The 13,127-nt window shown below is 69.2% G+C and carries 9 protein-coding genes; 4 read left to right on the top strand and 5 right to left on the bottom strand.

All coding sequences use genetic code 11. The features are described 5' to 3' along the window. Positions 1-7: 7 nt before the first annotated feature. Positions 8-727: a hypothetical protein gene (locus tag LW840_RS00420; RefSeq protein ID WP_291276224.1), complete on the bottom strand. Its 720-nt coding sequence runs from the start codon at positions 725-727 to the stop codon at positions 8-10. A gap of 218 nt (positions 728-945) precedes the next feature. Between LW840_RS00420 and LW840_RS00415 the strand changes: the two genes are divergently transcribed. Beyond that, positions 946-4,758, top strand: coding sequence for a carboxypeptidase-like regulatory domain-containing protein (locus LW840_RS00415; RefSeq protein WP_291276223.1), 3,813 nt, complete (start codon positions 946-948; stop codon positions 4,756-4,758). A gap of 8 nt (positions 4,759-4,766) precedes the next feature. On the opposite strand, the gene LW840_RS00410 is transcribed toward LW840_RS00415, so the two are convergent. The 3 genes from LW840_RS00410 to LW840_RS00400 all read right to left on the bottom strand — a co-directional run bounded on the left by LW840_RS00410 (position 4,767) and on the right by LW840_RS00400 (position 8,832). Next, entirely contained in the window at positions 4,767-6,230 is a 1,464-nt protein-coding gene (locus LW840_RS00410; RefSeq protein ID WP_291276222.1) for a carboxypeptidase regulatory-like domain-containing protein, read from the bottom strand. 112 nt (positions 6,231-6,342) lie between these two features. Continuing rightward, the gene (ahcY, locus tag LW840_RS00405; RefSeq protein ID WP_345780900.1) at positions 6,343-7,818 is read right to left on the bottom strand and encodes an adenosylhomocysteinase; all 1,476 of its coding nucleotides are present in this window, start codon (positions 7,816-7,818) and stop codon (positions 6,343-6,345) included. Positions 7,819-7,866: 48 nt separating this feature from the next. Further along, on the bottom strand, positions 7,867-8,832 hold the full coding sequence (locus LW840_RS00400) for a metalloregulator ArsR/SmtB family transcription factor (protein ID WP_291266709.1): 966 nt from the start codon (positions 8,830-8,832) through the stop codon (positions 7,867-7,869). A gap of 146 nt (positions 8,833-8,978) precedes the next feature. Between LW840_RS00400 and LW840_RS00395 the strand changes: the two genes are divergently transcribed. The 3 genes from LW840_RS00395 to LW840_RS00385 are packed head-to-tail and all read left to right on the top strand — an operon-like array spanning position 8,979 to position 12,081. Further along, positions 8,979-10,286: an MgtC/SapB family protein gene (locus tag LW840_RS00395; RefSeq protein WP_291263260.1), complete on the top strand. Its 1,308-nt coding sequence runs from the start codon at positions 8,979-8,981 to the stop codon at positions 10,284-10,286. A gap of 8 nt (positions 10,287-10,294) precedes the next feature. After that, positions 10,295-11,071, top strand: coding sequence for an ABC transporter permease (locus LW840_RS00390; RefSeq protein ID WP_291266710.1), 777 nt, complete (start codon positions 10,295-10,297; stop codon positions 11,069-11,071). Next, a complete protein-coding gene (locus LW840_RS00385; RefSeq protein WP_291276220.1) occupies positions 11,068-12,081 on the top strand; it encodes an MlaD family protein in 1,014 nt (337 codons plus the stop codon). Before LW840_RS00390 ends, LW840_RS00385 begins: the two co-directional genes overlap by 4 nt. Here the strand turns inward: LW840_RS00385 and LW840_RS00380 are convergent. After that, complete coding sequence (locus LW840_RS00380; protein ID WP_291266712.1) at positions 12,078-13,010, bottom strand: universal stress protein; 933 nt, start codon at positions 13,008-13,010, stop codon at positions 12,078-12,080. The two genes, LW840_RS00385 and LW840_RS00380, sit on opposite strands and share 4 nt — an antisense overlap. Positions 13,011-13,127: the final 117 nt, after the last annotated feature.

Here is a 13,127-nt window from a genome sequence, read left to right as displayed (position 1 = left end):
GACCACGTCAGGGGCGCACGCGCACCTGCCGCAGCATGGTCGTCTCGCCCAGCATCGTTTCGATCTGCAGCACCTGACCGGAGTGCACGCTCACCCAGACCACCGACTCGCGATTGCGGGCGAGGGTGAGCACCACCACGTGCGCGGCTTCCTCCTGCATGGTGGTCTGGCCGGTCACCTGCACCAGATACTCGCGCAGTCCGCCGTCGAGGTCGTACACCGGCAAACGCGCGGCATACCCGGTGGCCAGCGGCAGCGCGCGCAGCACGAGCTCCCAGTTGCCGGCGTCGAAGGGGGCGAGGCGCAGGGTCGTATCCACCGGCACCGGCGGTGCGTCGAGCGGCGCAAGTGATCCCTTCACCCGCGCCCCGTTGAACTCGAGCAGCACGCGACGGTTCTGCTGCAGCGAGCGACGGGCGCGCGGCGCCAGCGTGCGCGCATCGGTCCACGTGGAGTCGATGAGCTGCATCGTGTTGCGCTGCAGTCGCTGCACGCGCAGCACCAACGGCGTGCCGCTCGCACTGTCGGTGCGCCACAGTTCCGTGAGACGCCCCACCGGAATCTCGTCGGCATCCCGGTACATGGTGAGCGTGTAGCGCACCGAATCGTGCAGCGACGGCAGCGGGCGCAGCGACGCATCCCCAGGCAGCACCCGCGGCGGCAGCACCGGCGCGGCGGGCGCCGCCGGCGGGCGTGGCACGACCTGCGCGCTCAGGGCGCACGGCATCAGCACACAGACCAGCAGCCCTGCGGCCCATGGCCTCGGCACGCGCCACGGCCGAGCCCGACGGTGGAGTGCCCGGGAAACGCCCATCTCCAATGCTCGTCGGCGGCGACGCCCCGGTCAATGCAGGCCTCTCATCGCAGGTGCTGCAACCAATTGCGACGACGTGACGTCGTATGGGCTGTGCTCCATCGTCCTGCATTGCGCCTTCTACCATGGTCATGACCGTCCCCTTCGCACATTGCTCACCGGACGGCCGTCGCCCGTCGCGTCGCGTGCACCTCGTCGCGCTGCTCGCACTCCTCGTGCTGCTCCCCGGAACGCTCCAAGCGCAAGGTGCCGACATCGTGCGCGGCCGCGTGGTGGATGACTCGGCGCGCGTAGTCCGTGGGGCAGCGGTCAGCATCACCCGCGGCCCCGACCGCCTCGTGCTCTCCACCATGACCGACTCGGCCGGGCGCTACAGTCTGCGCTTCGATCCCGGGACCGGTGATTATCTCGTGCACGTCTCCTTCGCCGGTTTCCGGCCGGCACGACGCCGGGTCGAGCGGGTGGGCAGCGAACGTGAACTCGTCGCCGATTTCACGCTTGGCCGCGATCTCGCCCTGCTGGTCGCGGTCAAGGTGAACGCCAACCGACCGGAGCGCGCCGTGGCGAGCGTGGCCAGTCCGTACGAGCGTGAGGTCGGCGCCGCCGAACAGTACGACCAGGGCGTCGAGGGACGCGTGAGCCCCAATGTGGCGGGCAATCTTGGCATGATTGCCGCCACCATGCCCGGCGTCACCGTGACCCCGAATGGCCCCAGCATGCTGGGCGCCAGCGCGGCATCCAACCTGACCACGCTCAATGGAATGGCGCTCCCCGCCGGCGGGTTGCCGCGTGCAGCGCGCGCCGAAGTGCGCGTGAGCGGGGCCACCTTCGATGCGACACGCGGGGGGTTTGCCGGCGCCAACATCGATGTGCGCCTCGGGCCAGGCAACCGCCATGCGCAGAACCGCACGGCGTTCCTCACCCTCAACGCGCCGCAGTTGCAGGCCACCGATGCCGTGGGGCGCTCACTCGGCATCACCAGCGGCGGGTTCCGTTCCAGCGCCGGCGCCGACGGTGAACTCGTGCGGCGGGCCCTCACCTACAATGTGGCGCTCGATGTGGGGCGCACGGTAAGCGATCCGGCGTCGCTGGTCGGTACGAACGATGACGCGCTCCTTCGCGCCGGACTGGCGCCCGACTCGGCGCGTCGCGCGCAGCAGATCGCCGGCACGGTGGGCTTGCCGCTGGCGGGCACTGGCATTCCCGGGTCACGCGTGCAGAACAGCGTCACCTGGCTCGGGCGCCTCGACGATGTGCGCGACACGCTGCGCACCCTTACCCTCACGTCGTTCGCATCGGCCACCACCGAAGGGGCCGTGGGCTTCGGCCCCCTCACCAGCCCCGGCGCCGGCGGCAAGCAGTCGCAGCAGACCGTGGGCGGACAGTTGCTGCAAAGTCGCTATGTGGGCAGCGGCTACTACACGCTCATGCAGAACCGGGTGGCGGCCAGCCGCGTACGCGAGCGCAGCACACCCTATCTGTCGCTTCCCGGCGCCACGGTGCTGGCCCGCTCCGCCAGCGACGCCGCAACCAGTGACGTGGTGGCATTGCAGCTTGGGGGCAATCCGTTCCTGGACACCGACGACACGCGCTGGACGGTGGAAGCGGCGAACGAGATGGTGTGGAACGCCCAGGGGCGCAAGCATCGCTTCAAGACATCGGCGTGGGCGCGCGCGGACGGTCTCACACAGGACGGACGCCCGAATACCCTCGGCGCGTACACCTTCATGTCGTTGGCCGACTTTGCCGCCAACCGCCCCGCGTCGTATCAGCGTACGCTCACGCAGCCGTCACGCCATGCCTTGGCGTACAACGGCGCTCTGGCCTTCTCGCATCAGTGGAACCCCAATCGCTGGTTCAGCCTGCTCTCGGGCGCGCGATTGGAAGGCAGCAGGTTCGGCGACACGCCCCCCGAGAACGCTGCACTGGAACAGGCGCTGGGTGTACGCACGGGGGTGGCTCCCACGCGGGTGCGCGTGTCGCCGCGGGTGGGCTTCTCGTACACCTACTCGCGTTCACGCGAGAACGGCAATGGCCAGATGGGTACCAACACGGGGTCGTGGTACCGCAACACCATGGGCATCGTACGCGGCGGCATTGGCGAGTTCCGCGACCTCTATCGCCCCGGCACTCTGGCCGACGCCATGGTGGGTGCCGGTATTGCCGGCAGCACGCTCTCGCTGTCGTGCGTGGGCACCACGGTTCCTGCGCCGGACTGGCGTGGCTTTGCGAGCGGGAGCACCGCGTTGCCCAGCGCCTGTCTCGATGGCACTGGCAGTCTCGTGGAGCGTGCGCCGAGCGTGACCCTGGTGGACCCGTCGTTCGATGTCCCGCGCAGCTGGCGTGCGGCGCTGGGATGGGCCTCGAGCATGAAGGGGTGGATGCTCAAGCTGGATGGTCTCGCCTCGTACGACCTGTCGCAGCCCAGCACCCTCGACGCCAACTTCCGCGGCGCCACGGTGTTCCGGTTGGCCAGCGAGAACGATCGTCCCATGTTCGTGCAGGGCGCGTCCATCGACCCGGGATCGGGGGCGGTGTCCCCACGCGACTCACGACGCTCGAGCAGCTACGGCCGTGTGGCATTGCGCACGAGTGACCTGCGTGGCTACGGCACGCAACTCACCACCACGCTGCAGCCGGAGATCTTCCGTGGCCATCGCGGGCCACCGCCGGTCATGTTCTCGGCCTCGTACACCGTGCAGCAGGTGCGTCAGCAGTTCCGGGGGTTCGACGGTGGCACCTTCGGCGACCCGCGAGAGAAAGAGTGGGGCGCCGGCGTCAACGATGCGCGGCACGCCTTCCTCTTTCAGACCGGGGTGGACATTCCCAAGGTTGGTGCCCTTACCCTCTTCACGCGGCTGCAATCGGGGACACCGTTCACCCCCGTGGTCAGCGGCGACATCAACGGTGACGGTCGCGCCAACGACCGGGCGTTCATTCCGACGATGAGCGGTGGTGCCGATGCGGCCACGCAGACACAGATGCAGGCGCTGCTGGCCTCGGCGCCCGCCAACGTGCGCGAGTGCCTTACCTCACAGGCCGGGCGTGTCGCCGGGCGCATGAGCTGCCGCGGACCATGGACCCAGCAGATGAATCTCATGCTGCAGCCCAATCTTGGGCGCATTCGTGGTCGCCGCGCGCAGATGAACGTGGTGTTCGAGAACCCGCTGGCCGGGCTCGACCAGCTGCTGCATGGCGCGAGTGGGCTGCGTGGCTGGGGCTCGCAGGCGCAGCCCGACCCCGTGCTGCTGCTGCCGCGTGGCTTCGATAACGAGAGCGCACGTTTCCGCTACGATGTGAACCCGCGCTTCGGCGATACGCGGGCCTTCCGTACCCTTTCGCGTGTCCCCTTCCGCGTGGTGGTGGACGTGCAGATGGACCTGTCGGTGCCCTACGACCTGCAGACGCTGCGACGCGCACTCGAGCCGGTGAAGCAGCGTGATGCCCAGACGAAGCAGGTTACCTGGACACGCCGCGGCGCAGACTCGATTGCGGATCTGTATCTGAGCCGCACCTCGAACTTGCACCGCATGCTACTGGCCGAGAGCGACTCGCTGTTCCTCACCAAGGAGCAGATCGGGCAACTCCTCACCGCCGACAGTGTGTACTCGGCCAAGGTCCGCGCATTGTACGTACCGCTCGCCCGTTTCCTCGCCGAACAGAAAGACGGCGTGGCAGGCAAGGCGGCCCTCGACAGCGTGCAGGCCACCACGAAGCTCTACTGGCCGATCTTCTGGGAGCAGGTGGACATCGTGCAGCCCATCGTGCAGCCGCAACAGCGCGAGCTGCTGCCGTTCCTCCTGAACATCAGCGCCGTCACCACCGAGCAACGAAAGAACAGCCGGTGGAACTTCGGCTTCCCGGTACCTCTCACGCACAACCGTCCGCGCGTCGGGGGCGATCCCGGCGGCCCCGGCAACCGCTCCATCAACATCAGCGGGTGAGCCGGGTCTCAGCGTCTGGCACGTTCCCGCATGCCGGTATGCAGCACGATGGCCCCGCAGCCGGTAAACCCTGCCAGCTGCGCCGGTACGGCGGCGCCGCTGTTGTACACCTCTGCGGCCAGCACGTCCTGCGCATTCACCAGCACGTCGAGCCCCATGTTGGTCACCGTGCGAACGCCATCGATCCACAATTCGGGCGCACACCACTGGCCGAACGACTGCCCGCGCATGACCACCGCGTCGCCCCCAGCCGCCGGCACCACACGCAGCCCCGGGATGGTGCGGAACATGTCGGCCACGCGCAGCGGCGGGTGCCGCTCGAGCGCCTCGGGAGGAATGAAGCGCCCCAACCCGCGCGTCTTGCGATTGAGCTCGAACTCGGCGAGGCGCCGCTCGAGGATCTGCTCGCGCGTGGCCATGATGCGGATGGTATCAAGCCGCGCCATGCGATCGAGGTTGAACTCGATCCGTCCGCTGTCGCCAGGCAGCACATCCACGATCTGGCGCGTGGGCAGATACCCGATCGCGCGCACGTCTACCGTGTGTGAGCCCAGCGGCAAGTCGTTCAGAAAGAACTGCCCCTCGGCCGTGGTGCGTACGCCGAGGCCCGTGCCCCACACCGACACGCGCACGTCGGAAACCGCCGTACCTTCGCCGGTCCGTGTCGTGCCCCGCAGGGTGCCATCGCCGCGGCGCACGCGCACTTCCACGGCCGCGGTGTCGGCGGCGGACTCCGGGGTCGTGAGCGGGACGGAGTCACGCCACGCCACGGTGGCCGTACGACCACGCCCCACGTACAGGTCGCGGAGCAGGATGCCGTTGTACGGCACACTCAGCTCCAGCACCCCGGTGGAATCGCCGCCGCTCCAGGCACGCAGTTGCAGCACCCCTTCGGCGGGCACGCCGCAGGCCGTGAAACGGCCGCTGTCGTCGGCGCGCGCCTCGACCGAGGCGATCTGCCGCCCGATGCCCCCCTCGGTAATGGACAGCTCGAGCCAGTGCAGCCGCACGGTGCCGGACACCGCCAGCGGGGCGCGGTCGGCGTCACGCAGCACGCCGCGCACATACCCGAGGCGCTGCCCCACGATGCTGTCACCGCACACCTGGCCAATGAGTGTGGGCGCCGACGGCACACCCAGGCGCACCCGTTCGCGGTCGCCGGCCCGCAGCGCAACGCCGCGCGACAGTTGCCGAATGCCGAGGGAGTCGAGCCGCGGATGCGACACCGCCACGGCGTAGCGGCCCGGCGGCAACGCGTCGAAGGTGAACTCGCCCTTGGCATCGGTGGTGGTGGTCCACAGCCGAAGCGGATCATTCGCATCCACGGCGTCCACCGTGGCCTGCCCGAGTGGCGCACTCATTGTGCTGTCGAACACCGTGCCGCTGATGCGCGCCGGGCGGGTGGACTGCGCCCCCAGCAGCAGCGGAATCAATGACAGCACACTCGCGCCCAATGTCAGTGATTTCATCATGACTTGAGCATAACACCGAAAGTGCCGAGGCGCCGCCACGAGCATCGTGACGGCGCCTCGATACTTCCTCCTGCTCCCTGCGTCCTGCTCCCTGTCGGTTGCCTCTCGTCCCTCAGTACTTGTAGTGCGCCGCCTTGTACGGCCCCTGCAGGTCCACGCCGATGTAGGCGGCCTGGTCCGGCGTGAGGGTGGTGAGCTTCACGCCGAGCTTGTCCAGGTGCAGCCGCGCCACCTTCTCGTCGAGATGCTTGGGCAGCGTGTACACCTTCTTTTCGTACTTGTCGGCATTGGCGTGCAGCTCGAGCTGCGCCAGCACCTGATTGCTGAAGCTGGCACTCATCACGAAGCTCGGGTGGCCCGTGGCGCAGCCGAGGTTCATGAGGCGGCCTTCGGCCAGGATGAGGATGGAGCGGCCGTTCGGCAGCACGAACTCGTCGTACTGCGGCTTGATGTTGATGCGCTTCATCCCTTCGACCTTCTTGAGACCGGCCATGTCGATCTCATTGTCAAAGTGGCCGATGTTGCTCACGATGGCCTTGTCCTTCATGCGGCTCATGTGCTCGACGGTAATGACGTTCTTGTTGCCCGTCGCCGACACGAAGATGTCCGCCTGCTCCACGATGTCTTCGAGCGTGGTGACCTGATAGCCCTCGAGCGCCGCCTGCAGCGCGCAGATGGGATCGATCTCGGTGACGATGACGCGCGCGCCCTGCCCCTTGAGCGCCTGCGCGCACCCCTTGCCCACATCGCCGTAGCCCAGCACCACCACGATCTTGCCGGCGAGCATCACGTCGGTGGCGCGGTTGAGCCCGTCCACCACGGAGTGACGGCAGCCGTACAGGTTGTCGAACTTCGACTTGGTCACGGCATCGTTCACGTTGATGGCCGGGAAGGCCAGCGTGCCGGCACGCTCCATCTCGTACAGGCGGTGCACGCCCGTGGTGGTCTCTTCCGACACGCCGCGAATGCCGGCGAGCACCTTGGTCCAGCGGCCGGGATTCTTCTGCTGTTCCGCGCGCAGCAGGTCGAGAATCACGCCCCACTCTTCCGGCTCATTGTCGCGGTCGAAGCCCGGCACCGCGCCGGCCGCTTCGTACTCGGTGCCCTTGTGCACGAGCAGCGTGGCATCGCCACCGTCGTCGAGCAGCAGGTTCGGGCCCGTGCCGTCAGGCCACATGAGCGCCTGCTCGGTGCACCACCAGTACTCCTCGAGCGTCTCGCCCTTCCACGCGAACACGGGCGTGCCCTTGGGGTTGTCCACGGTCCCGTGCGGCCCCACCGCCACGGCGGCTGCCGCGTGATCCTGCGTGGAGAAGATGTTGCACGACACCCAGCGCACATCGGCGCCGAGCGCCACGAGCGTCTCGATGAGGACGGCCGTCTGCACCGTCATGTGCAGCGAGCCCATGATCTTCGCGCCCGTGAGCGGCGCCTTGCCGGCGAACTCCGCGCGCAGTGCCATGAGCCCCGGCATCTCCTGCTCGGCGAGGCGGATTTCCTTGCGGCCCCACTCGGCCAGCGCGAGATCGCGCACGGCAAAGGCGGGACGGTCGAGCGACGTCAGCAACGCAACGCCGTGTTCGGTCATGATGGAGGTGGCCATGAGATGGTTCGATTGGGAAAGGTTTCTGTGGCGTTACGACAACACCATGATCGGCCGCGGCATCGCCACCGCCGTACAACTGAACAACGCCGGCCCGCTGGCGTCCGGATCCACGGGCAACGGCACGTATCGCGGGTGCACGAAGCCCGCCGCGTGCAACCAGTCGTGCAGCGTGTGGTCATCGAAGCCCAGCCACACGTGTCCCATCTGTTCGCGATAGCGCTCGTGCGTGTGTGGGCGCATGTCACCAATGAGCACCCGCCCGCCCGGACGCAGCACCCGGTGCACCTCGCGCAGGGCGCGCACCGGATCGCTCACGTGGTGCAGCACGAGCATGAGCACGGCCACGTCGAGCACGCCGTCGTCCAGCGGCAACGCCTCGAGCGCGCCCTCGTCCACCTGCACGTTGGGAAACGCCGCCAGTCGCGTGCGCGCGCTCGCGAGCATCGCCGGCGACGCGTCCACCGCGTGCACGTGGTGCACGTGAGGCGCGAGGGCGGCGCTGAGCGCGCCCGTGCCACACCCCAGGTCGCCCACCACCAGGTCGGGTGACAGCAGTGCGAAGGCCGCCGTGAGGTCGGCGCGCGCGCCGAACATCTCGGTGCGCAGCGCGTCCCAGTCGGCGCTGGCCGTCGCGAAGAACGCCTGCGTCACGGCGCGGCGCGACGCCAGCACCGCGTCGATACGGGCCGCATCCTGCACCGCGGCGGGGGTGTCGGTCATGGCCCCGCGCACCAACTCCCACAGCGTCAGCATCGCGGGGTCGAGCGTCGGGTTGCGGCGGTACCACCGACTCGCGCCCTCCGCCCGCGACGACACCCACGATTGGTCGGCCAGAATGCGCAGGTGGCGGCTCACCGTGCTCTGCGGCAGCTGCAGCGCCAGCGCCAGCTCCCCGACGGTGAGCTCCTGCCGCTCGAGCGCCACGAGCAGCCGACACCGGGTGATGTCGGCGAGCTCGACCATACGGTCGTGAATGGCCAGGCGCGGGGCGGTCATCCGAGAAACATATCCGGATATCCGGATGATTGGATAGTCCAGCCCCCGAAAACCCTGCACCCACCCCGTTTCCCGCACCGTATCCCCTGCCCTTGTGCGGTTTTCCCTCTCCGCACTCCGCCCCCCGCGCTGTACCATTGTTCTCGATGCTTGATCTCTCCGTGGCGTTCGACCTCCTGGTGGCCGCACTCGTGGGCCTCGCCGTGGGGGTGCAGCGCGAGTGGACGGGGCACACCGACGGGCCCGACGGCCGGTTCGCCGGGGCGCGCACGTTCGCCCTGCTCGGCACCATCGGCGGGTTCGCCGGGTGGCTGGTGCGACTCGGGTATCCGGCCCTCGCCACCGTCATTGCCGCCGGCGGGGTGCTCCTGCCCATCGTGGCGTACTGGGCCACCATGCGCCGGCCCGGCACCACCACCGATGGCACCACCGAGGTGGCCGCCGTTCTGGTCGTCGCCCTCGGACTCACGGCCGGACTCGGCATGCGCACCCCCGCCGCTGCCGTCGGGGTGATCACCGTAGTCCTGCTCGCCGAAAAGACCCGTCTCCAGCAGACACTCCAACGGGTGGATGCCACGGAGATGCGCGCCGCCCTGCTCTTCGCCGTGCTGGCGCTCGTCGTGCTGCCGGTCCTCCCCGACGGGGGCTACGGCCCCTATCAGGCCTTTCGGCCGCGACAGCTGTGGACGGTCGTCCTCATCTTCTCTGCCCTCAACTTTGCCGGCTACATCACGCGCCGGCTGATCGGCGAAACCCGCGGCCTCGCCGTCACCGGACTCGTCGGCGGCTTTGTGTCCAGCACCGCCGTCGCCCTCAACTTCAGCCGGCGCAGTCGGGAGGAGCCGGCGCTCGCCCTGCCACTCGCCCTGGGCGTGGTCGCCGCCTGCACGGTGCTCATTCCGCGGTTGCTCGTGGTGACCACCATGCTCCGCCCCCCGCTGGCGCTCGCGCTCCTGCCCGTGCTGGGCCCGGTCCTCCTCGCCGGGCTTCTCCTCATCGGCTTCGTGCTCTGGCGCGAGCGCGATACGCGCCCTGCGGGAACCCCGTCCGCCGAACGGCCCGCTGCCGGACCGCGCTCCGCCAACGGGCTCGGTCAGAATCCCCTGGGGCTCACCTCGTCGCTGCAAATGGCCGTGGCGTTTCAGCTGGTGCTGTTCGCGCTGGCCTGGATCCAGCAGCACGCCGGCGACACCGGCCTGCTCGCGTCGGCCACCGTGCTCGGCCTCACCGACATGGATGCCCTCACGCTCTCCATGACCCGCTACGCCGCGTCCCCCGACGCGGTGCCCATGGCCGCGGTCGCCGTGGGGGTGGGGGTGCTCTCCAACACGGCGCTCAAGTGCGGGCTCGTGCTCGCCATTGGTGAGCCGCGGTATCGGCGGCACGCCGCCGGCGGACTGGCAATGCTCGCGGTAGGGAGCGCCGCCGGCCTCGCACTGGGGTGGCCGCGATGAGGAGGCAGGTGAGCGCTGTCGGGCGCACCGCGCGCGCACTCGTCGAGCCGATCGGCACGGGCACGCACTTCGTCCTCGAAGTGGCCCGCGCCAGCCGCGACGTCCGCAGCTGGGGCCCCGAATTCTCCACGCACGCGCGCGTGCTGGGGGTGGAATCGCTCCCCATCGGCATCTTCATCGCGCTTTTCACCGGGATCGTGCTCGCGCTGCTCGCCAGCTACAGCGTGGGCAACATCGTCCCGCCGTACTTCGTGGGCACGCTGGTGCAGAAGACCGTCACGCTCGAACTGGCGCCGGTGCTCACCGGTCTCGCGCTCGCCGGTCGCGTGGGCGCCAACATCGCGGCCGAACTGGGCACCATGCGCGTCACCGAGCAGATCGATGCGCTCGAGACGCTCACCTTCGACCCCATGAGCCATCTCGTGGTGCCGCGCGTCCTGGCGTCAGCGGCCATGTTTCCCATCGTGGTGGGCGTGGCCATGCTGGTGGGCCTGGTATCGGGATGGGCCGCCTCGCTGCTGCTGCTCGACATCACCACCCCGCAATTCCTCAAGGGCGTGCGCATCTTCTTCACCAGCTTCGACGTGCGCTACGGCCTGGTGAAGTCCGCCAGCTTCGGCGCCGCCGTGGCGCTCATCGGCTGCCGGGCCGGGCTCACCACGCAGGGTGGCGCACAGGGCGTCGGCCGCGGCGCCACGCGCGCCGTGGTGATTTCCGCCGTGATGATCCTCGTGCTCGATGCCTTCTGGGCCCTCGTCTGGCTCACCAACCGTACACTCAAATGACGACCAGCAAACGCACCAGCGATTTCGTCGTCGGGCTCACCGTGCTCGTCACGGTGGTGGTGCTCATCGGCGGTACGTTGTGGCTCAGGCAAGCCGACCTTGGCGGGCGCACCAAACACCTCATCGTGCGTTCCCGCGATGTGGGGGGCGTGGCGCTGGGCAATCCCGTGGTCATTCGCGGGGTGCGGGCGGGGCGGGTGGAGCAGATCGCCCTCGGCGACAACGACTGGGTCGTGCTGCAACTGGGGCTCGACCGCGAGGTGGTGCTGCCCAAGGACCCCGTGGTGCTACTCACCGCCTCGAGCCTGTTCGGCGAATGGCAAGCCACCGTGACCAGTCGCGACGGCGTGCCCCCCGACCGCAACCTGCGCGCCGCCATCGACGAGGCGCGGGCGGGGAGCGACACGATCGCCGGCGCCGTGCTCCCCGATATCGCGCAGCTCACGGCCGTCGCCGGCCGCATCAGCGGCGATGTGGCCAAGGTGGCCGAACGGGTGCAGGTGGCGTTCGACGACGCCGCCGCGCGCGAGCTGCGCGAAAGCATTCGCAACTTCGCGGTGCTGTCGGCCGAACTCGCGCGCACGGTGAACGCGCAATCCAGGAATCTCGACCGCATCAGCACGAACGTGCAGACCGGACTCGGCACCATCAACGAAGCCGCAGCCCGCCTCGACGCCTTCGCCGGACGCGTGGACTCGGCGACCAGTCGCGGGGAACTGCAAACCATCGTCGCCAACTCACAGAACGCCGCGCGCGAACTCGTGCAGGCCGCGCAGAATCTCAAGGGCATCACCGACCGGCTCGATCGCACCGAGACGAACCTCTCTCGCGCCGTCGCCCGCGCCGATTCGGTCTTCGCCAAGGCGAACAGCCGCACCGGCACGATGGGGCTCATCATCAACGATCCGTCGCTGTATCAGCAGAGCGATTCGCTGGTGCGCGAGCTGCGCGCCCTGGTGGCCGACGTGAAGAAGAACCCGCGGCGGTATGTGAACGTGCGGGTCTTCTAGCGTTCCCGCTCTTTCGCCGGCACCGCCAGCACGCCCACGCGCGAGGTGCGCAACACGCGGGTCGCCACCGACCCCACCACGAGGCGTTCGAAGAACGCGTGGCGCTGGGTGCCCACCGCCACGAGATCGGCGTTCACCTGCTGGGCGAAGGCCAGCAGCGCCGGCGCCGGATCGCCGCGCACCGCCACCGTGTCCACCGTGATCCCCGCCGGCACCTCGAGCTGCCCACTGACCTGCGCGAAGAGCGGGGGCAGCGTGCGGCCGTACTCCGCGTCCCACGCCTGCCAATCCGCGCTCGGGTGTTCGAAGCGGGGGCGCACATGCACCAGCGTGAGTCGTCCGCCCGGCGCCAGCAGGCGCAGCGCCAGATGCGCCGCCTGGATGCTGGACGTGCTGAAGTCGAGCCCCACCACCGCGCGCGCAGGCACCGCCGGGAAGTTGGGACCGACCGCCAGGATGGGCACCCGCGATTCCCGCAACGTGGCCAGCGTGGTTTCGGTGCCGAACAGGCGATCGAGTGGATTGTGTCGCCCAATGCCCATCACGATGAGGGCCGCATCCCGCCGCTCGGCCTCCGACGCCAGCGTGCGGGCCGGCGAACCGACCAGCACATGAATGGGCCACGACGGGTCGCCGGCCGCGGCGATGTTCACGGACCGACGCAGATCATCGCGCATCGCCCCCCGCCGCGCTTCGTCGAGCTCCGCCGGCACCGGCAGCACGTCCATGCCCGCCGCCACCCCCGGCATCGGCTCACAGACGCCAATCACCTCGATCGAGCCGCCGAATGCGGACGCCGCCAGACGCGCGGCGTTGAACACGGCTTCGTGTGAGACCGGGTTGCCGTCGGTGGCGACCAGCACCGGGCCGCCCAGCACCGACGGGACTCGGCTTGGGGAACTCAAGGGGATGTGAGCGATGGCGGACATGGAAACCCTCCGGCGAGACCGCGCCGTTGGCAGGTGCCGACGCCACCGGACGCCACCAATGGCTCCGATGCGGCACCACACGCGACACAGGACAGAGGGTCGCATAGAGTAGCCGCG

It is taken from the genome of Gemmatimonas sp. (genome assembly GCF_021298855.1).
In the GTDB taxonomy this organism is placed as follows: Bacteria; Gemmatimonadota; Gemmatimonadetes; order Gemmatimonadales; family Gemmatimonadaceae; genus Gemmatimonas.
This window is presented reverse-complemented; position numbering and strand designations above follow the sequence as displayed.

Bases quoted from the DNA above. Each gene is read 5' to 3' on its own strand.
- LW840_RS00420 (WP_291276224.1), bottom strand. From the start codon at position 727: ATGCCGTGCGCCCTGAGCGCGCAGGTCGTGCCACGCCCGCCGGCGGCG.
- LW840_RS00415 (WP_291276223.1), top strand. From the start codon at position 946: ATGACCGTCCCCTTCGCACATTGCTCACCGGACGGCCGTCGCCCGTCG.
- LW840_RS00410 (WP_291276222.1), bottom strand. From the start codon at position 6,230: ATGATGAAATCACTGACATTGGGCGCGAGTGTGCTGTCATTGATTCCG.
- ahcY (WP_345780900.1), bottom strand. From the start codon at position 7,818: ATGACCGAACACGGCGTTGCGTTGCTGACGTCGCTCGACCGTCCCGCC.
- LW840_RS00400 (WP_291266709.1), bottom strand. From the start codon at position 8,832: ATGACCGCCCCGCGCCTGGCCATTCACGACCGTATGGTCGAGCTCGCC.
- LW840_RS00395 (WP_291263260.1), top strand. From the start codon at position 8,979: ATGCTTGATCTCTCCGTGGCGTTCGACCTCCTGGTGGCCGCACTCGTG.
- LW840_RS00385 (WP_291276220.1), top strand. From the start codon at position 11,068: ATGACGACCAGCAAACGCACCAGCGATTTCGTCGTCGGGCTCACCGTG.
- LW840_RS00380 (WP_291266712.1), bottom strand. From the start codon at position 13,010: ATGTCCGCCATCGCTCACATCCCCTTGAGTTCCCCAAGCCGAGTCCCG.